This window comes from uncultured Methylibium sp., from assembly GCF_902826655.1.
Taxonomy (GTDB): Bacteria; Pseudomonadota; Gammaproteobacteria; order Burkholderiales; family Burkholderiaceae_C; genus Methylibium.
The window spans coordinates 1-19,505 of record NZ_CADEFR010000061.1 but is presented as its reverse complement, the minus strand read 5'-3'; the positions used below and the strand labels follow the sequence as shown (position 1 = coordinate 19,505).

13 protein-coding genes and 1 tRNA gene are annotated in these 19,505 nt (G+C 70.8%); 5 read left to right on the top strand and 9 right to left on the bottom strand.

Going from position 1 to position 19,505, the window contains the following annotated elements:
• The 7 genes from QZV97_RS17360 to QZV97_RS17330 all read right to left on the bottom strand — a co-directional run.
• Nucleotides 1-893, bottom strand: an 893-nt coding sequence (locus QZV97_RS17360) for an LON peptidase substrate-binding domain-containing protein (RefSeq protein ID WP_295645427.1), incomplete at its 3' end; no start/stop codon positions are given.
• A gap of 122 nt (nucleotides 894-1,015) precedes the next feature.
• The gene (gene clpX, locus QZV97_RS17355) at nucleotides 1,016-2,287 is read right to left on the bottom strand and encodes an ATP-dependent Clp protease ATP-binding subunit ClpX (protein WP_295645426.1); all 1,272 of its coding nucleotides are present in this window, start codon (nucleotides 2,285-2,287) and stop codon (nucleotides 1,016-1,018) included.
• A 100-nt stretch (nucleotides 2,288-2,387) separates the two neighbouring features.
• The gene (gene clpP / locus QZV97_RS17350; RefSeq protein WP_295645423.1) at nucleotides 2,388-2,996 is read right to left on the bottom strand and encodes an ATP-dependent Clp endopeptidase proteolytic subunit ClpP; all 609 of its coding nucleotides are present in this window, start codon (nucleotides 2,994-2,996) and stop codon (nucleotides 2,388-2,390) included.
• Between the two features lie 128 nt (nucleotides 2,997-3,124).
• Nucleotides 3,125-4,429: a trigger factor gene (gene tig, locus QZV97_RS17345; RefSeq protein WP_295645421.1), complete on the bottom strand. Its 1,305-nt coding sequence runs from the start codon at nucleotides 4,427-4,429 to the stop codon at nucleotides 3,125-3,127.
• A 38-nt stretch (nucleotides 4,430-4,467) separates the two neighbouring features.
• Nucleotides 4,468-4,554 (bottom strand) — tRNA-Leu (locus QZV97_RS17340).
• Between the two features lie 63 nt (nucleotides 4,555-4,617).
• Nucleotides 4,618-7,776, bottom strand: a complete 3,159-nt coding sequence (locus tag QZV97_RS17335; RefSeq protein WP_295645418.1) for an efflux RND transporter permease subunit — start codon at nucleotides 7,774-7,776, stop codon at nucleotides 4,618-4,620.
• A 16-nt stretch (nucleotides 7,777-7,792) separates the two neighbouring features.
• A complete protein-coding gene (locus QZV97_RS17330) occupies nucleotides 7,793-8,896 on the bottom strand; it encodes an efflux RND transporter periplasmic adaptor subunit (RefSeq protein ID WP_295645415.1) in 1,104 nt (367 codons plus the stop codon).
• A 178-nt stretch (nucleotides 8,897-9,074) separates the two neighbouring features.
• Here QZV97_RS17330 and hpnC point away from each other — a divergent pair, with 178 nt between their 5' ends.
• The 3 genes from hpnC to hpnE are packed head-to-tail and all read left to right on the top strand — an operon-like array spanning nucleotide 9,075 to nucleotide 12,137.
• Nucleotides 9,075-9,923 (top strand): squalene synthase HpnC, encoded by an 849-nt coding sequence (hpnC, locus tag QZV97_RS17325; protein WP_295645412.1) that lies wholly within the window; start codon nucleotides 9,075-9,077, stop codon nucleotides 9,921-9,923.
• A 58-nt stretch (nucleotides 9,924-9,981) separates the two neighbouring features.
• Complete coding sequence (gene hpnD / locus QZV97_RS17320) at nucleotides 9,982-10,845, top strand: presqualene diphosphate synthase HpnD (RefSeq protein ID WP_295645409.1); 864 nt, start codon at nucleotides 9,982-9,984, stop codon at nucleotides 10,843-10,845.
• Nucleotides 10,818-12,137, top strand: coding sequence for a hydroxysqualene dehydroxylase HpnE (gene hpnE, locus QZV97_RS17315; protein WP_366558915.1), 1,320 nt, complete (start codon nucleotides 10,818-10,820; stop codon nucleotides 12,135-12,137). The genes hpnD and hpnE overlap by 28 nt, the downstream gene beginning before the upstream one ends.
• A gap of 3 nt (nucleotides 12,138-12,140) precedes the next feature.
• Here the strand turns inward: hpnE and QZV97_RS17310 are convergent, their stop codons facing one another.
• Nucleotides 12,141-15,380, bottom strand: coding sequence for an exodeoxyribonuclease V subunit beta (locus QZV97_RS17310; protein ID WP_295645403.1), 3,240 nt, complete (start codon nucleotides 15,378-15,380; stop codon nucleotides 12,141-12,143).
• On the bottom strand, nucleotides 15,377-17,971 hold the full coding sequence (locus tag QZV97_RS17305; protein WP_295645401.1) for a PD-(D/E)XK nuclease family protein: 2,595 nt from the start codon (nucleotides 17,969-17,971) through the stop codon (nucleotides 15,377-15,379). Before QZV97_RS17305 ends, QZV97_RS17310 begins: the two co-directional genes overlap by 4 nt.
• Nucleotides 17,972-18,165: 194 nt before the next feature.
• Between QZV97_RS17305 and trxA the strand changes: the two genes are divergently transcribed.
• Nucleotides 18,166-18,495, top strand: a complete 330-nt coding sequence (trxA, locus tag QZV97_RS17300) for a thioredoxin TrxA (RefSeq protein ID WP_295645398.1) — start codon at nucleotides 18,166-18,168, stop codon at nucleotides 18,493-18,495.
• Between the two features lie 216 nt (nucleotides 18,496-18,711).
• Nucleotides 18,712-19,505 (top strand): transcription termination factor Rho (rho, locus tag QZV97_RS17295; RefSeq protein WP_295645395.1); only part of this gene is annotated, 794 nt, incomplete at its 3' end.

The window sequence follows — 19,505 nt, the reverse complement described above, 5'->3', positions numbered from 1 at the left end:
TCGATGTAGTTGCGCACCACCGTCGCCTCGGCGCTCATCGGCGACATCAGCTTGAGCTTCTTCAGCTCGGCCTCGGCCTTCTTGCGCGCCTCCTTGGGCATCTTGGCGGCCACGATCTTCTTCTCGAGCTCCTCGAGGTCGGCGCCCTCCTCGCCCTCGCCGAGCTCCTTCTGGATCGCCTTGACCTGCTCGTTCAGGTAGTACTCGCGCTGGCTCTTCTCCATCTGGCGCTTGACGCGGCCACGGATGCGCTTCTCGACCTGCAGGATGTCGACCTCGTGCTCCAGCTGCTCGAGCAGCTTCTCGAGCCGCTCGTTGACCGAGTCGAGATCCAGGATGGACTGCTTGTTCTCGAGCTTCAGCGGCAGGTGGGCGGCGATGGTGTCGGCCAGCCGGCCGGCGTCGTCGATGCCGGCGATCGACGTCAGGATCTCCGGCGGAATCTTCTTGTTGAGCTTGACGTACTGGTCGAACTGCTGAGTCACCGCACGGCGCAGGGCCTCGACCTCGGGCGAGACGCCGGCCTCGGGCGGCATCGGCACGACCTCGGCGGTGAAGAACTCACCGCTGTCGTCGATGCGCTTCGTGGTAGCGCGCTGCATACCCTCGACCAGCACCTTCACCGTGCCGTCGGGCAGCTTGAGCATCTGCAGGATGCTGGAGACGCAGCCGATGTCGAACATGTCATCGGACTTCGGCTCGTCCTTGCCGGCAGCCTTCTGGGCGACCAGCATGATCTGGCGCCCCGCTTCCATCGCGGCCTCGAGGGCCTTGATCGACTTCGGCCGCCCGACGAACAGCGGGATGACCATGTGCGGGAACACGACGACGTCGCGCAGCGGCAGCAGCGGCAGCGTGATCGGCTCGGCGGGAAGAACGGGGTGTCCGGACATGGTGGGCTCTCTTTCTCGGGCTCAGATGGAGCTCGAGCGGGGGATTGCAAGACTGGGGCCGGGCTGAAGGCCCCCAGGGGATGCGGCTCGCTGATCGGACCGCATCGACAAGGTCCCGGATCTCAGGCGCTGGCCTTCTGCTCCCGGTAGACCAGCAGCGGCTTCGAATGCTCTTCGATCGTGTGCTCGTCCAGCACGACCTTCTGCACGCCTTCCATCGTCGGCAGCTCGAACATCGTGTCCATCAACGATTGCTCCATGATGGAGCGCAGGCCGCGAGCGCCCGTCTTGCGCGCCAGGGCCTTCCTGGCGATCGCGGTCAGCGCCGAGGGGCGGATCTCCAGGTCCACGCCATCCATCGAGAACAGCTTCTGGTATTGCTTGACCAGCGCGTTCTTCGGCTCGGTGAGGATCTGCACCAGCGCGTCTTCGGTCAGCTCGCCCAGGGTCGCGACCACCGGCAGGCGGCCGACCAGTTCGGGGATCAGGCCGAACTTGATCAGATCCTCGGGCTCCACGTCGCGGAACACTTCGCTGACCTTGCGCTCGGACTTGGTCTTCACCGTCGCACCGAAGCCGATGCCCGACTTCTCGGAGCGGTTCTGGATCACCTTCTCCAGGCCGTCGAAGGCGCCGCCGCAGATGAACAGGATGTTGGTCGTGTCGATCTGCAGGAAGTCCTGGTTCGGATGCTTGCGGCCGCCCTGCGGCGGCACGCTGGCCATCGTGCCTTCCACCAGCTTCAGCAGCGCCTGCTGCACACCCTCGCCCGACACGTCGCGGGTGATGCTGGGGTTGTCGGCCTTGCGCGAGATCTTGTCGATCTCGTCGATGTAGACGATGCCGCGCTGGGCCCGGTCGACGTCGTAGTTGCAGTTCTGCAGCAGCTTCTGGATGATGTTCTCGACGTCCTCGCCCACGTAGCCGGCCTCGGTCAGCGTCGTCGCGTCGGCGATCACGAAGGGCACGTTCAGCAGCCGCGCCAGCGTCTGGGCCAGCAGCGTCTTGCCTGACCCGGTCGGGCCGATCAGCAGGATGTTGCTCTTGGCGAGCTCGACGTCCTCGCGCTTGCCGCCGGCCTGCATGTGCTTGAGCCGCTTGTAGTGGTTGTAGACCGCCACCGCCAGCGTGCGCTTCGCCGGCTCCTGGCCGATCACGTACTGATCGAGGCTGGACTTGATCTCGCCAGGCACCGGCAGATCGCTCTTGGCCGCCTTGGCCTCCGGGCCTTCGGCGGGCACCTCGTCGCGGATGATGTCGTTGCACAGCTCGATGCATTCATCGCAGATGAAGACCGAGGGGCCGGCGATCAGCTTCTTGACCTCGTGCTGACTCTTCCCGCAGAACGAGCAGTACAGGACCTTTTCGCTGGAGGAGCCTTTTTTCTCTGGCATGGGGCAAGGCCGTCGGGTACGTCACACCCATGATAAGTGAAAAGAAAACGGGGCCTTGTCCGTGAAAAAGGCCCCGTTCTCCACCCAGTTACCCGGGCAACTAGCTGCGCTTGTCGATCACCTTGTCGATCAGGCCGTAGGTCTGAGCCTCGGCGGCCGACATGAAGTAATCGCGCTCGGAATCGGCGCGGATCTTCTCCAGCGTCTGACCGGTGCGGTCGGCCAGGATGCCGTTAAGACTCTCGCGCAGCTTGAGGATCTCGCGCGCCTGGATCTCGATGTCGGTCGCCTGGCCCTGGGCGCCGCCCGAAGGCTGGTGGATCATCACGCGCGAGTTCGGCAGCGCGAAACGCTTGCCCTTGGCGCCGGCGGCCAGCAGGAAGGCGCCCATGCTCGCCGCGATGCCCATGCACAGGGTCGACACGTCCGGCTTGATGAACTGCATGGTGTCGAAGATCGACAGCCCCGCGCTCACCGACCCACCCGGCGAGTTGATGTACAGCGAGATGTCCTTGTCCGGGTTCTCGCTCTCCAGGAACAGCAACTGGGCCACCACCAGGTTGGCGGTCTGGTCGTTGACCGGACCGACCAGGAAGATGACCCGCTCGCGCAGCAGGCGCGAATAGATGTCGTAGGCACGCTCGCCGCGGCCCGACTGTTCGATGACGATGGGCACCATGCCCAGGCTTTGTGTGTCCAGCGCGCTCATGGATGTCCTTGGCGAAGAAGAAGTCTGGTAGATGCGGATCGATTATGTCGCCTCAAGAGGGGCGATCCCGGACAGCAAAAAGGCGCCGGCCTCGCGGCGCGGCGCCCTCAGGGCAGCGGCGAAACCGCTCAGGTCATCAGCTCGTCGAAGGGCACCTGCTTGTCGACCACCTTCGCCTTGCCGAGCACGAAATCCGTGACATTGGTCTCGATCACCACCGCCTCGACCTCGGCCAGCCGCTGGGTGTCGCCGAAGTACCAGCGCTTCACCTCGTCGGGCTTCTCGTAGCTCTGCGCCATCTCCTCGATGTGGGCGGTGATCTGGTCGGGACGGGCCTGCAGCTGGTTGCTGCGCACCAGCTCGGCCACGACCAGCCCCAGGCGCACGCGGCGCTCGGCCTGCTCGGTGAACATCTCGGCCGGAATCGGCGCGTTGTCGGCGTCCTTGATCCCACGCTGCTTCAGGTCGGCGCGGGCGTTGGCGACCATGCGCTCGACTTCGTTCTGCACCAGCGCCTTCGGCAGATCCAGCTCGGCCACCTTGACCAGCGCGTCCATCACGCCGCCCTTGTTGCGCGCGATGATGCGGAACTTGACCTCGCGCTCGAGGTTCTTGCGGATGTCGGCGCGCAGTCCCTCGACGGTCGGCTCCTTGATGCCGAGCGACTTGGCGAAGGCCTCGTTGACCTCGGGCAGGTGCTGGGCCTCGACCTTCTTCAGCGTCACCAGGAAGTCGGCTTCCTTGCCCGCGACATCCTTGCCCTGGTAGTCCTCGGGGAACTGCAGCGGGAAGGTCTTGGATTCGCCGGCCTTCATGCCGCGGACCGCCTTCTCGAAGGCTTCGAGCATGCGGCCTTCGCCCAGGATGAACTGGAAGCCTTCCGCCTTGCCGCCCTCGAAGGGCACACCGTCGATCTTGCCCTCGAAGTCGATCGTCACGCGATCCTCGTCGACGGCGCCTTCGGCCGCCGGCCGCTGCTGGAAGGTGCGGCGCTGCTTGCGCAGGATGTCCACGGTCTTGTCGATCGCCGCGTCGGTGACCTCGGTCGTGACGCGCTCGATCTCGGCACCGGACAGGTCGCCAATCTTGACTTCGGGATAGACCTCGAAGGTCGCGTCGAACGCCAGCTCGCCCTCGGGCGCGCCGTCCTTCTCGCTGATGCGCGGAGCGCCGGCGACGCGCAGCTGGGCCTCGTTGGCCGCCTTGCTGAAGGCTTCGCCAACCTTGTCGTTCATCACCTCGTACTGCACCGAGTAGCCATAGCGCTGCGCGACCACGCTCATCGGCACCTTGCCGGGCCGGAAGCCGTCGGCCTTGACCGTCTTGGCCAGGCGCTTCAGGCGCGACTCGATCTCGTTCTTGATCGTGTCCGCCGACAGCGTGAGGGTGATGCGGCGCTCGAGCTTCTCGAGGGTTTCGACGGTGACAGCCATGATCGTTGCTCTCTTGCTGGACTGAAAGGTGCTTGCCGTGGTGCGCGGGGCGGGACTCGAACCCGCACACCCTTGCGGGCGTCAGGACCTAAACCTGGTGCGTCTACCAATTTCGCCACCCGCGCGCAAAGCGACGAAGGGGCACGCTGCCCCTTCGTCGCCTCGACCGGTTCGGTAGGGGCGAGATTTTAGCCCGCGATCGCGGCCGGCCTTTCCTGGTCGGCCGGCTTGACCCGGAACCAGGCCGCATACATGGCCGGCAGCGCCAGCAGGGTCAGGGCCGTCGCGACGATGAGCCCGCCCATGATCGCCACCGCCATCGGCCCCCAGAACACGCTGCGCGACAGCGGGATCATCGCCAGCACCGCCGCCGCCGCCGTCAGCACGATGGGCCGGAAGCGCCGCACCGCCGACTCGACGATCGCGGTCCAGGTCGGCACGCCGCGGGCGCGGTCCTGCTCGATCTGGTCGATCAGGATCACCGAGTTGCGCATGATCATGCCGATCAGGGCGATCACACCCAGCAGCGCGACGAAGCCGAACGGCCGGTTCAGCAGCAGCAGCGCCCCGGCAACGCCGGCGATGCCCAGCGGCCCGGTCAGGAACACCAGCACCGCGCGGCTGAAGCTGTGCAGCTGCAGCATCAACAGCGTGAACATGATGAAGAGCATCAGCGGCGCGCCGGCCGCGATCGACCCCTGACCCTTGCTGCTCTCCTCGACGGCACCGGCGATCTCGATCGTGTACCCGGCCGGCATGCGCTTCATCAGCGCCTGCAGTTCCGGCCAGACCTGCGCGGTCACCGTGGCGCCCTGCAGGCCCTCGACCACGTCGCCCTGCACCGTCACCGCATAGTGGCGGCCCTCGCGCCACAGCACGCCCGGTTCCCACGAAAAGCCGACCTTCGCGATCTGGGTCAGCGGCACCGACCGGCCGCTGGCCGTGGGGACGTAGCCGTTGCCCAGGTCCGTCAGCGTGTCGCGCTCCTCGATCGGCTGGCGCAGCACGATGTCGATCAGCCGGTCGCCCTCCCGGTACTGCCCGACGGTCGTGCCCGACAGGATGGTGCGCGAGGCCTGCGCGACGGCCTGGCTGCTCACGCCGAGTGCGCGCGCCTTGTCCTGGTCGATCTCGAGCCGCAGCACCTTGACCTGCTCGTTCCAGTTGTCGTTGACGCCGCGCATGTTGGGATTGGCGCGCAGGATGGCCTTGGCCTCGTCGGCCCAGGCGCGCACCGCCTTCACGTCCTCGCCGACCACGCGGAACTGCACCGGATACGGCACCGGCGGCCCGTTGGGCAGCAGCTTGACGCGGCCGCGCGCCTCCGGGAACTCCTCGGCCAGCAGCGCCGGCAGCTTCTTGCGCAGACTCTCGCGCGTGGCCAGGTCCTTGGGCAGCACGATGGACTGCGTCACGTTCGACTGCGGGAAGATCTGGTCCAGCGGCAGATAGAAGCGCGGCACGCCGGTGCCGACCCAGGTGGAGACGGCCTCGATGCCCGGCTCCTTCAGCATGCGCGCCTCGAAGCGCCGGGCCACCGCCTCGGTCGCCTCGAAGGCCGACCCCTCCGGCAGCCAGAGGTCGACCATGATCTCGGGCCGGCTCGAGTCCGGGAAGAACTGCTGCTGCACCTTGCCCATGCCGACGATGCCGAGCGCGAAGCTCGCCACCGTGGCGCCGATCGTGATCCAGCGGTGCGCGACGCACCAGTTCACCAGCCGGCGAAAGCGCGCGTAGAAGGGCGTGTCGAACAGCTCGTGCGGCTGCTCGCTCTCGCCTTCACGCGTCTCGTGCGGCTTGACCTTCAGCAGCAGCGTGCCGAGATAGGGCACGAAGTAGACCGACACGAACCACGAGATCAGCAGCGCCGCGATCGTCACCGCGAAGATCGCGAACGTGTACTCGCCGGTCACCGACTGGGCCAGGCCGATCGGCAGGAAGCCGGCCGCCGTGATCAGCGTGCCGGTCAGCATCGGCATCGCCGTCAGTTCGTAGGCGAAGGTGGCGGCACGCGCCTTGTCGTAGCCCTCCTCCATCTTGCGCACCATCATCTCGACCGCGATGATCGCGTCGTCGACCAGCAGGCCCAGCGCGATGATCAGCGCGCCGAGCGAGATCTTGTGCAGGCCGACGCCCCAGTAGTACATCGTGACGAAGGTGATCGCCAGCACCAGCGGGATGGTGATCGCGACGACCAGCCCCGGCCGCACGTCCAGGCGCAGCGGCCGCGTGTGCAGGCCCAGCGCGACGAAGCTGACCGCCAGCACCACGACGATCGCCTCGATCAGCACCCGCACGAACTCGCCGACCGAGCGCGACACCGCCTTCGGCTGGTCCTGCACGCGGCTCAGCTCGATGCCGACCGGCAGGCCGGCCTGGGCCTCGGCCGCGGCCGCGCCGAGGCGCCGGCCGAGCTCGATGATGTCGCCGCCCCGGGCCATCGAGATGCCGAGCGCGATCACGGGCTTGCCCTGGTGACGCACCTTGACGCTCGGCGGATCGATGTAGGCGCGGCGGATGTCGGCGATGTCGCCCAGGCGCAGGCTGCTCGCGGCTCCGGTGCCCGTGTTCACGGCACGGATCGGGAACATCTTCAGCTCGTCGATCGAGTTGAACTGGCCGCCGATGCGGATCTGCACGGTCTGCCCGGCGGTCGTCATCGTGCCGGCGCCCTCGACCGCGTTCTGCGCCGACAGCTGCGCCAGCACCGCGTTCAGGTCGATGCCCAGCTGCGCCAGGCGCTTCTGCGAGATCTCGACGAAGACCTTCTCGGTCTGCACGCCGAACAGCTCGACCTTGGCCACGTCCGGCACGTGCAGGAAGCGCGAGCGCAGCTTCTCGGCCTGCTGGCGCAGCTCCTCGTCGGAGAAGCCGTCGGCGGTCAGCGCGTAGATCGAGCCGTAGACGTCGCCGAACTCGTCGTTGTAGAACGGCCCCTGCACGCCCGGCGGCAGGCTGCCGCGGATATCGCCGATCTTCTTGCGCACCTGGTACCAGACACCGGAAACCTCCTTCGGCGGCGCACTGTCCTTGATCTGGAAGATCGTCAGCGACTCGCCGGGCTTGGTGTAGCTGCGGATCTTGTCGGTGTAGGGCACCTCCTGCAGCGCCCGTTCGATCTTGTCGGTCACCTGCTCGGCCATCTGCTGCGCGGTCGCGCCGGGCCAGAAGGCCTGCACGACCATCGCGCGGAAGGTGAACGGCGGGTCCTCGTCCTGCCCGAGCTGGAAGTAGGCCGCGAAGCCCAGCACCATCAACACCACCATCAGGTAGCGGGTCAGTTCCGGGTGCTCCAGGGCCCAGCGGGAGACGTTGAAGCCCTTCGACGGTTCGGCGCGTGTGTTCATGCCCGGCCCCACCCGTTCAGCGCGACGCCTGCGAGGCGCCCGCCTCGACATAGCGACGCACCTTCTGGCCGGGCGTCAGCACGTGGACGCCCGCCGTCACCACCTCCTGCCCGGGCGCAAGACCCGCGGCGACGATCGCCTGGTTGCCCTCGGCACCCGCCAGTTGCACCGGCTGGGTCTTCACCGTCATCGACGCGGCATCGAGCAGCCACACCGACGTCTTGCCGTCGGCCTCGACCAGCGCGGACAAGGGCAGCTTGATGACGCCGTCGCTGCGCGGCAGGTCGACGAGGGCGGTCGCGGTCTGCCCGAGCTTGAACGGCGCGCGACCGACGTCGGCTTTCACGAGGAAGGTGCGCGTCACCGCATCGGTCGCGGCGGCCACCTCGCGCACGGTGGCCGGCAGCGTCTCGGTCGACCCCCACAGGCGCACGCGCAGCGCGCCGGGCCGGCCTTCGAGTGCGCGCACCATCGCTTCACGGTCTTCCGGCACCGAGAACACCACATCGCGCGGGCCGTCGTGGGCCAGCCGCAGCACCGGCGCACCGGCCGCCACGACCTGGCCCGGCTCGGCGTCGACGGCGGTGATCACGCCGCTGGCATCGGCCACGAGCGTCGCATAGCCGGTCTGGTTGCCCTGCACGGCGGCCTGCGCACGGGCCTGCTCCAGGCTGGCGCGTGCCGCCTTCAACGTGGTGTCGCGCCGCTCCAGTTCGGCCGCGCTGATGAAGCCCTGCGCCAGCAGCTCCTGGTAGCGCTTGTAGTCGGCCTCGGCCAGCGCGTGGCTGGCCTGCGCCGAGGCCAGCGCGGCGCGTGCGCTGTCCTGGCCGAGTCGCAGATCCTGCGGATCCAGCTGCGCGAGGACCTGACCGGCCTTGACCGTGTCGCCCAGGTCGGCCTGACGCCGCACGAGCTTGCCGCCGACGCGGAAGCCCAGCCGCGATTCGATGCGCGCCCGCACCTCGCCCGCGTACTCGTGGGCGCCGCCGGCCGAGCCGGCCGCGACCGTGAGCGTGCGCACGGCACGCACCGGCTCCCCGGCGGGCTCGGTCTTCGAGCAGGCGGCCAGCAGCGGCAGGATCAGGCTGATGGCGATCAAACGGCGGACCGGCAGGCTCATGGCTCACCCTTGCAGGAGGAAGCGGGAGGTCGATCGAAGCTGGCGGGCGGCACGCCGCACCGGCAGGACGATCGTCGTTAATGACTGACTGGTCAGTAATATAGATTCGCATCGGGGCGGCTGTCAATGGCTGCAGCGCCGGCGCTCGACGCGCCTGCATGGACAATCGGCCGCGCCGATGAGCGTCGACCATTACGAGAACTTTCCCGTCGCCTCGCTGCTGTGCCCCCCGGCGCTGCGGCCCGCGATCGCGGCGATCTACCACTACGCACGCACCGCCGACGACATTGCCGACGAGGGCAGCGCCTCGCCCGCCGAGCGACTGTCAGACCTGGCGGCCTACCGCACCGAACTGCGCTGGGTGGCCCAGGGCGGCGGGCCCGCGCCGCGCTGGGCCGGCGTGTTCGCGCCACTGGCGGCGGCGATCGCTTCCCATGGCCTGCCGCTGAATCTGCTCGAGGACCTGCTCAGCGCCTTCGAGCAGGACGTCGTGAAGACGCGCTATGCGGACCGCGCCGACCTGCTGGACTACTGCAGCCGCTCGGCCAACCCCGTCGGTCGCCTGCTGCTGCACCTGTACGGCATCGACGAACCGCAGGCCGGACTGCAGTCCGACGCCGTCTGCACGGCGCTGCAGCTGATCAACTTCTGGCAGGACCCGAGCGTGGACCTGCCGCGCGGCCGCCTCTACATCCCGCTCGACCAGTGCGCGGCGCACGGCGTCGGCGAGGACGATCTGTTCTCGCAGGCCGACACGCCGGCGACCCGTGCGCTGCTGCAGTCCCAATGCGAATGGGCCCGCTCGCTGATGCTGCGTGGCGCACCGCTGGTGCACCGCGTGCCCGGGCGCGCCGGCTGGGAGCTGCGCGGGGTCGTGCAGGGCGGCCTGCGTCTGCTCGACCGGATCGCGGCGCTGCAGTACGCCACCCTGCGACGGCGCCCACGCCTCGGTCCGCTGGACGTGCCGCGCATCGCCTGGCGCGCGCTGTGGATGCGCCCGCCGCCGCAGCGGCGCGCGTGGGAGTGACAATCATCCGCGCCGCCGCCCGACCGCACACGATCCACGCCTCCGCCATGACGCTGCCATGACGCCGCAACAGTACGTGCAGGACAAGGCCGCCGCGAGTGGCTCCAGCTTCTACTACGCCTTCCTCTTCCTGCCACCGACGCGCCGTGCGGCGATCACGGCCTTCTATGCCTTCTGCCGCGAGGTCGACGACGTCGTCGACGAGGTGTCGGATCCCGGCGTCGCCGCCACCAAGCTGGCGTGGTGGCGCAAGGCCGTGGCCGAGGCCTGGGACGGCCGCCCGCACCACCCGGTGCTGCAGGCGCTGATGCCGCTGGCCGCCGACCACGGCATCCGCGCCGAGCACCTGTCGCAGGTGATCGACGGCTGCGAGATGGACCTCACGCAGACGCGCTACCTCGACGAGACCGCGCTGCTGCGCTACTGCCACCTCGTCGCCGGGGTGGTCGGCGAGGTCGCGGCCGGCATCTTCGGCAACGCGCCAGGCACGACGCTGTCACCGGCCACGCTGCGCTACGCGCACACGCTGGGCCGCGCCTTCCAGTTGACCAACATCATCCGCGACGTCGGCGACGATGCACGACGTGGCCGCATCTACCTGCCGGTCGCCGAGCTGCAGCGCTTCGAGGTGAAGGCGTCCGAGCTGCTCCAGCGCGAGGCGCCCTGGGGCTACAGCGAGCGCTTCACCGCACTGATGAAGTTCCAGGCGGCACGCGCGCACCGCTATTACGACGAGGCGCTGGCCGCCCTGCCCGCCGAGGAACGGCGTGCGCAACGCCCCGGGTTGATGATGGCGGAGATCTACCGCACGCTGCTGCGCGAGATCGAGGCCGGCGGCTTCCAGGTGCTGCACCAGCGCGTGAGCCTGACACCGCTGCGCAAGCTGTGGCTGGCGTGGCAGACGAACTGGCGCGAGCGGTGAGTCCGGCGCGGCTGCGCGTCGCGGTCGTCGGTGGCGGCTGGGCCGGCCTGGCGGCCGCGGTCGAGGCCTGCTCGCTCGGCCACAGCGTCACGCTGTACGAGATGGCGGCCATTCCCGGCGGGCGCGCGCGTTGCGTGCCGATCGACGACCTCGGCTTCCCGGTCGACAACGGCCAGCACATCCTGATCGGCGCCTACACGCAGACGCTGCGCCTGATGCGGCAGGTCGGCGTCGATCCCGAGCAGGTGCTGCAGCGCCTGCCGCTGACGCTGCTGGACGCGCAGGGCCGCGGCCTGCGGCTGCCGACCGGAGCCGCGCTGCCCGCCTTCGTGCGCGGCGTGCTGGCCGCGCATGGCTGGTCGATCGGCGAGCGCCTGGCGCTGCTGCGCGCCGCCGGTGGCTGGCTGGCACGGCGCTTTCGCTGTGCGCCGCAGCTGACCGTCGCAGAGCTGTGCGCCGGCCTGCCGCCGACCGTGCGCCGCCAACTGATCGACCCGCTGTGCGTGGCGGCGCTCAACACGCCGGCCGACCAGGCCAGCGCCGGCGTCTTCCTGCGCGTGCTGCGCGATGCGCTGTTCGCGGGGCCGGGCGCCTCGGACCTGCTGCTGCCGCGCGTCGATCTCGGCACACTCTGGCCCGAGCCGGCCTGGCGCTGGCTCGAAGCCCGCGGCGCCGCGCTGCTGCGCGGCCGGCGCGTCGAGTCGATCGAACGCGGCCACAGCGAGTGGGACGTGGACGGCGTCGCGCACGACCGCGTCGTGCTGGCCTGCCCCGCCGGTGAAGCCGCACGACTGGCGAGCCCGCACGCGCCCGACTGGGCCACGCGCGCCGGCCGGATCCGCCACGAACCCATCGTCACCGTGCTGCTGCGCACGGAGGGCCTGCGCCTGCCGGCACCGATGCTCGCGCTCGACCCGGACGACGCCGCACCGGCGCAGTACGTGTTCGACCTGGCGCAACTGCGCGACCGCGAGCCCGGCGCGGCCGGCGTCTTCGCCTTCGTCATCAGCGGCGCCGCGCGCGCCGTCGAGCGCGGGCTCGACGCGACCACGACGGCGGTGCTGGCCCAGGCCCGGACCCAGCTCGCCACGCTGCACCCCGGCGCGCACTGGCGGCCCTTGCGGAGCCTCGCCGAGAAGCGCGCCACCTTCCTGTGCATCCCCCGCCTGCGCCGACCTTCGGCCGCGGTGGCACCGGGCCTGCTGGCGGCCGGCGACTACATCGACGGCCCCTACCCGGCCACGCTGGAGGGGGCGGTGCGTTCCGGCATCGCGGCCGCCCACCTGCTCTAGCCGTCAGAGCTCGATGAGCTCACCGGCGCCGGTGATGAAGGCCGCCCGCACGGCCTCGCCGGGCTGCAAGGCCTGCACCGCATCGCGATAACCGGCCAGCTGCGCGCGATGGGCCTCGATGGCCTGCGGCGCGTGCTGCAGCTTGTAGTCGAGCACCCACCAGGTCGGCCCCTGCGACCCGCGCAAGGCCACCAGGCGATCGATGCGCAGCGACGCCCCCTGCCACACGAGCGGGACCTCGTTGCCGGCCCACTGCAGCGCGGTGCGGTCGTAGAAGCGGCGGCACGCGGCGCTGCCCAGCACCGTGCGCGCCAGCGCCGCGACGCGCGCGGCCGCTTCGGCGGGCAGCGCGAACTGCAGCGCGGCGGCCCGCGCCGCCTCGTCGACCGCCGCCGGCTCGGGCAACCACTCCAGCACGCGATGGACTGCGCGACCCAGGCGCGCGACTTCGTCGTCGTCGGCCGGCGCCGACACCGGGGGCAGCGCGCGACGCGGCAGCGCCGGCAGTTCGGCCAGCGTGAAGCTCGCTTCGGCACCACCCGGCGCTGCGCTGGCCTCGGCGTCCTCGTGATGCGGCGCCACCCCCGCGTCGGCTGCACGCTGCCAGGGGCCAGGCTGCGGGTCGGGGCGATGCGGCTGCGTAGCGCTGACGACCCAGCGCGCCTTCGCCCGCGTCATCGCGACGTACAAACCGTTGAGCTCCTCGCGCGCCCGCCCGACCTGCTCCTCGGCCATCAGGTCCCGCAGCGATGGCGGGCAGCGGGTCTCGCTGGCGACGAAGGCACAGCGCCGCGGCTGCGGCTCGTCGGCCGGCCAGTCGATCAGCAGCGTGGCGGTACCGGCCTTCGGCGCCTCGGGCAGGCCGTCGACCAGGAACACCGCCTCGGCCTCCAGGCCCTTGGCGCCATGGATGGTCAGCAGTTGCACGGCCTGCGGCGCGGCACCGGGCGGCAGCGTCAGCGGCCGGCGCTTGAGCGCGCGCACGAAGCGGTAGGGCGTGGCGTAGCGCCCGCCGTCGAGGTCCAGCGCCTGGGCCAGCAAGGCATCCAGCGTCGCCAGGGCGAGGCCGCGCTGCGCGGCCGGCACGGCGGCCGCCACGCGGGCCGGCAGTTCGCCCTCGTGGACGATCCGGTCGAGCAGGTCGTGCGGCGGCAAGGCGCGGGCCGCAGCGGCCCAGGCCGGCAGCAGCGCGCGGGCATGGTCGAGCGCCGGGCTGCCGCTGCCGGCGCCCGACATCAACGCCTCCCACCACGACGCGGCCGGCTGCCGCTGCCGGGCGGCCATGGCGATCGCCTGCAGGTCGGCGTCGTCGGCACCGAACGCCGGGCTCCTGAGCGCATGCGCCAGCGACAGGTCGTGACGCGGCGACACCAGCGCATCCAGCAGCGCGATCACGTCGCGCGCCACCGGCAGGTCCGCCAGCGCGTGCTCGGCCGGCGCGTTGCACGGGATGCCACGCTCCTGCAGTGCCTGGGCCACCCATTGCAGCGGCGCGCGCTTGCGCGCCAGCACCATCACCTGGCCCGGGTTCAGCGGCGGCAGGCCATCGGCGCCGGCAAGGCAGCGCGCGATCGCGTCGGCCACGCGGCGCGCCTCGACGAGCTTCAGCGCCTCCTCGACCACGACGCGGGGGGTCTGCAGGCTGTCGCGCCAGACGGTCGACGGAGCGAGCTTCTCGGCCTTCGTGCGTTCCACGGCCGGCAGGCGTCGAACGATGCCGGCCGCATCGCTGGCCGTGCTGTGCGGGCGGAATCCGGTGTAGTCGCCATCGGCCGTGAGGCGTCCGAACACTGCGTTCAGTGCCTCGACGACCGCCGGCGCATTGCGCCGCGTGTGGTCGCAACTGAGATGGACGCCGGCCAGCGCCTCGCGCACGAACGCGCGGGCTTCGCCGAAGACCCGCGGGTCGGCGCGACGGAAGCGGTAGATGCTCTGCTTCGGATCGCCGACCAGGAAGACCGCGAGCGGCCGCTGCCCGCTCGCGCCGCCGCCCGCGCCGGCGTAGCCGGCCAGCCAGGCGTGCAGGGCCCGCCACTGGGTCGGGTTGGTGTCCTGGAACTCGTCGATCAGCAGGTGCGAGAGTCGCGCATCGAGCCGCTCCTGCACCCAGCCCGACAGCTCGGCGTCGGCCAGCAGGCGCTCGGCACAGGCTTCGAGGTCGGCCATGTCGGCGATACCTTCGTCGCGCTTGAGCGCGCGGTAGGCCGCCAGCAGCGCGCGCGACAGGCGCACCAGGCGCAGGTGTTCCTCGTGGGCGGCCTGCTGCTCGATCGCGTCGCGCACGGCCACGAGCGCGTCGAAAGCCGCCGCCATCGCATCGGCATGCTCGTCGCCCAGCTTGCGCGGCGTGCCCTGGACGGTCACCAGCGCCGACCAGGCCGCATCGAAGTCCGCTGTCTGGAGCGCACGCTCGAGCGCCGTCGCGGTATCGCGCGCCCTCTTGCCACCGGCAGCGCCCAGGCGGCGTGCGAGGTCGGCGAGGGGTCCGTTCAAGGGGTCGGCGCGCAGGGCTTCGCCCGGCTGGACCCAGGCCGCGAAGGCCGGGGCCCAGTCGGCCGCACGCGGCACGCTGCGCTCGAAGGTCCCGGCCGCATCGGCGCGCTCGATCTCGGCGCGCTGCATCAGAGCAGCGCGCAGCCAGTCGCGCGCGACGCTGCGGCCGCGCTGCCGCACCAGCGTCGCGTGGTCCGCGCGCAGCCCCGCGTCGCCGGCGACGAGCTGCAGGAAGCGGCGCCACAGGCGCGGCTCGATTTCCTCGGTGTCCTCGAGCAGCGCGACCTCGGCCGTGAGTCCCTGCGCTTCGAGCAAGGCCGCGGGCGCGGCGCGCAGCAGTTGCCCGAACCAGCCGTGGAAGGTACGGATCTCGACGCCGCGCCCGCCATCGAGCAGCCGCTCTGCCAGCATCGCGAGTCGCGGCTCGGCGACCCGCGCCTGCGCTTCATCGAGACCCCGCGCGCGCAGCGCCTCGACACGCTGCGCCGGCGTGGCGAGCGCCATCTCCTGCAGCAGCGCGCCCAGGCGCTCGCGCATCTCGCCGGCGGCCTTGCGCGTGAAGGTGATCGCGAGGATCTGCTGCGGCTCGGCGCCGTCGAGCAGTGCGCGCAGGATGCGCGACACCAGCATCCAGGTCTTGCCGGCGCCGGCGCAGGCCTCGACGACGACGCTGCGGCGCGGGTCGCAGGCGACGCGGTAGAAGGCGCCATCGTCGACCGGCGCGCCGTCGATGCGATAGGCCGGCGTCACCGCGACGGCTCCCAGAAGTCGCGCCGGCACAGGCCGCGCGCCGCGCAGTGGTCGCAGGCCGCGCCTTCGCCCAGGGCCGGCAGCGGCGCACCGGCGCGCAGCCGCGCGATGTCGCTACCCAGGCCGTCGACCAGGGCCTGCGCGCTGTCGGCCACGTCCGGGTGGGCGACCCAGGCAACGCCGTCGCGGCCGTCGAGTGCCAGGTAGCCGGCCTCCAGACCGCCGTCCGGCCAGCCTTCGGCAGCGCCGAGCAGCGCCGCGTAGAAGGCGAGCTGCGTATCCTCGAGAGGCACGCGGACCTGCGTCTGCAGCGCGCCCTTGCCGCGCAGCTTGTAGTCGATGAGGCGCCGGTGCGAGCCGGCTTCGTCGCCGCCGACGACCCGGCGGCCATCGACGCGATCGAGGCGGCTCTGCAGCGTCAGCGGCTCACGGTCTCCGATCGCGAGCGGTGCGCGCAGGTCGAGCTCGCTGGCCTGCACGGCCCAGCCTTCGGCCTCGGCGGCGTGCAGCCAGTCGATGTAGGCCGGCGCGAGGCCTTCGAACCAGGCCGCGTAGGGCAGGAAGTCGGCCGCGGCCGGGCCGCTGCCGAAGTGGCGCTGCGCGTCCTCGGCCGCGATCACGAGCAGTCGTTCGACGTCGGCCTCGGTGTCCGCGGTGGCCGACCGCTCGGCATGGAAGCGCTGCAGCACCGCATGCAGCCAGGTCCCGGCATCGCGTTTCTCCAGCTCGTCGTCGAGCTCCTCGACCTCTTCAAGACGGAGCATCGCGGCGGCATAGAAGCGATAGGGGCAGGCACGCAGGTGCTCGTAGCGGCTGGCGCTGAGGCGGTCCGGCAGCAACGCCGGCGCCGCGGGCCGAGGCCGCGGCGTGGGTCGCGGCTGGAGCCTGCGCTGGACCCGCGGGTCTGCGGCCGTCGCCAGGGGCCGCCCTGCGCGTGCGGCGGCGAGCTGCCAGCGGCGCAGCAGCGGGCTGGCGGTCATCGGCTCGCGGCCGTCGCCTCGACGGTGCAGCAGGGTCAGCCTGGGCTCGCGGGCGAGCTGGGCGAACGCGAAACGTTCTGCGTCACGCTGCGTCGCCACGCCGGGCAGGCCCAGCGCGATGGCCAGCGCATCGCCCAGCAGGGGCTCGGGTGCCGCCCCGGCGCCCAGATGGCCCGCGTCGGTGCCCGGGCAGACGATCGCTCCGAAGGGGCGCAGCGCGGCTCGTGCCAGCGGCATGACGACCACCTGCGCCGCCGCATCCTCGGGCGGCCGGAACGGCGCCTGCTCCAGCACGCCATCCACCCAGGCGACGAAGGCGCCGGCCTGGAAGCGTGTCGCCGACGCGATCGCGAGGAAGCCGACGTCCTGTCGGCCCAGGTCGCAGCGCAGGGCTGCGAGCACCTGCACGCCGGCCGCGTCGGCCGACAGTTCGTCGATCAGGCCACCCCGCCGCAGTGCCTCGGCCAGCCGGGCCAGCCAGCCGGCCAGCGTATCGCGGCCCGCGGCGCGCAGGGGGTCGGACATCGCGAGCCAGCGCTGCCACGCCGGGTGCGCCGCGTCGGGCAGGCGTTCGGCGTCGATTTCGACGACCAGCGCCCGACCCGCGGCGCGCAGGGCCGACTCGAGCGCGTCGACACCGGTCGTGTCCGGCAGCGATTTCAGCAGGTCGACGACTTCGTCGACCTCGGCCCGCGGACCGGCCGAACGCAGCAGCGCCAGCACGCGCGCCGCGGCGCGCGTGGTGGAGAGCTTCCAGCCGGTCTCGTCGGCCAGCGGCACGCCAGCACGCGCCAGCAGCGCACGCACGCGACGCACCAGCACGCGATCCAGCGCGATCAGGGCGACCGGCGCGGCCTCGGCGTCGCCGCGCCGCAGGTGCTCGAGCACCGTCGCAGCGGTGCGCTGGGCCTCGTCCTCGAAGTCGTCACAGGCAGCGACCGTCACCCGGCCATCGGGCGACGACGCCAGAGGCAAATCCGCGTCCAGCCACAGGGCCGGCACCCCGGACGCGCACAGCAGCGCCTCGGTCAGCGCTTCGCGCGCCCCGACGCGCAGCGCGACCCAGGCGGCCGGGCGGTACGCGAACAAGGCGTCGGCGGCATCGGTCGCTGCCGCCAGGGACCACTCGAGCGCCAGCCGCGCGAGGGATCGCTCGGCCTGCGCCGGACCGCCGGTTCCCGCCAGTCGCTCGCGCGCCGCCGCCGTCCAGGCGCTGCGCTCGGCGGGCGGCCGGGCCGCGCGGGCGCGGGCCAGCGCGTGGCTCAGGTCGACGACGCGTCGCACCGCGAGGTCGAAGCCGCGTGCATCGCGCTGCGGCCAATCGGGCGCACTGCCCCCCAGCATCCGGGCGACGAGCAAGCGGTCGGTCGCCGCGTCGAAGGTCGGGGCCCCGTCGTCGGGCGCGCGAGGCGGCGCCAGCGACTCCGCCAGCGTCCGCGTGGTCTCGAAGCGCGGCATCCACTGCGCCGCGGCGCGCGCCGACCAGGCGGCACGCGCCAGCGGCAAGTGCTGGGCAAAGGGCAGCAGCACCACGAGGTCGCGCGTGGCGACGCCCTCGCGCTGCGCGAAGGCCGCGACCTCGTCGGCGATCCGCGCCCAGCAGCCCGCCACGTCGAGGCCCGCCTCGAGCTGGCACTGCGACGGGCCGGTGTTCGACGGACGGTTCAGGGGTGCGATCCTTCCTTGGTTGCCGCGATGGACAAGCCCTTGGCGCCGCCGCGCCTGTGAAGGCCTTGTGTCAAAATCATTGTGCCGCGTCGCCTGGGCACAGCGCTCAGGGACGAGACCCCGTCAAAGGACCGAAGATGGCCAGCGAACTCATCAAGCATGTATCCGACGCGTCGTTCGAGGACGATGTGCTGAAGTCCGGCACGCCGGTGCTCGTGGACTACTGGGCCGAATGGTGCGGTCCGTGCAAGATGATCGCGCCCATCCTCGACGAGGTGGCCAAGGACTACGGCGCCAAGCTGCAGATCGCCAAGATGAACGTCGACGAGAACCGCGACGTCCCGGCCAAGTTCGGCATCCGCGGCATCCCGACGTTGATGCTCTTCAAGGGCGGTCAACTGGCGGCCACCAAGGTCGGCGCGCTGTCCAAGTCGCAGTTGACGGCCTTCCTCGACGGCCACCTATAATCCAGTCAATCGTGTCGCAGGGCGAGGCCACCCGCCTGCCCTCGACACCAGCGAGATTGCCGCCACGCCGCACCCCGGCGCGTGGAGTCGGCACCCCCTCCCAGAATCCAGAATGAACCGGCTCCGCAAGGAGCGGGCTCGCATCGACCCGGCGACGGGCCGATCCCGGTGATGGCCGCTCCCGAGGCCGACACGACTGCACCCAGGGTGCTCACGATGCATCTATCCGAACTGAAGACCCAGCACATCAGCGAACTGGTCAAGATGGCCGAGACGCTGGAGATCGAGAACACCGGCCGCATGCGCAAGCAGGAGCTGATGTTCGCGATCATGAAGAAGCGCGCCAAGGGCGGCGAGCAGGTGTTCGGCGACGGCGTGCTCGAGGTGCTGCCCGACGGCTTCGGCTTCCTGCGCTCGCCCGACGCCAGCTACCTGGCCTCGACCGACGACATCTACCTGAGCCCCAGCCAGATCCGCCGCTTCAACCTGCACACCGGCGACATGATCGAAGGCGAGGTCCGCGTCCCCAAGGACGGCGAGCGCTACTTCGCGCTGGTCAAGGTGGACATCGTCAACGGCATCACGCCCGAGGAGAACAAGCAGAAGATCATGTTCGAGAACTTGACGCCCTTGTTCCCCAAGGAGCAGTTCAAGCTCGAGCGTGACATCAAGAGCGACGAGAACATCACCTGCCGCATCATCGATCTGGTCGCGCCCATCGGGAAGGGCCAGCGCGCCCTGCTCGTCTCGCAGCCCAAGAGCGGCAAGACGATGATGATGCAGCACCTGGCGCATGCCATCGTCGCCAACCACCCCGACGCGCACCTGATCGTGTTGCTGGTCGACGAGCGGCCCGAGGAAGTGACCGAGATGCAGCGCACCGTGCGCGGCGAGGTCATCAGTTCCACCTTCGACGAGCCGGCCGCACGCCACGTGCAGGTCGCCGAGATGGTGATCGAGCGCGCCAAGCGCCTGGTCGAGCTGAAGAAGGACGTGGTGATCCTGCTCGA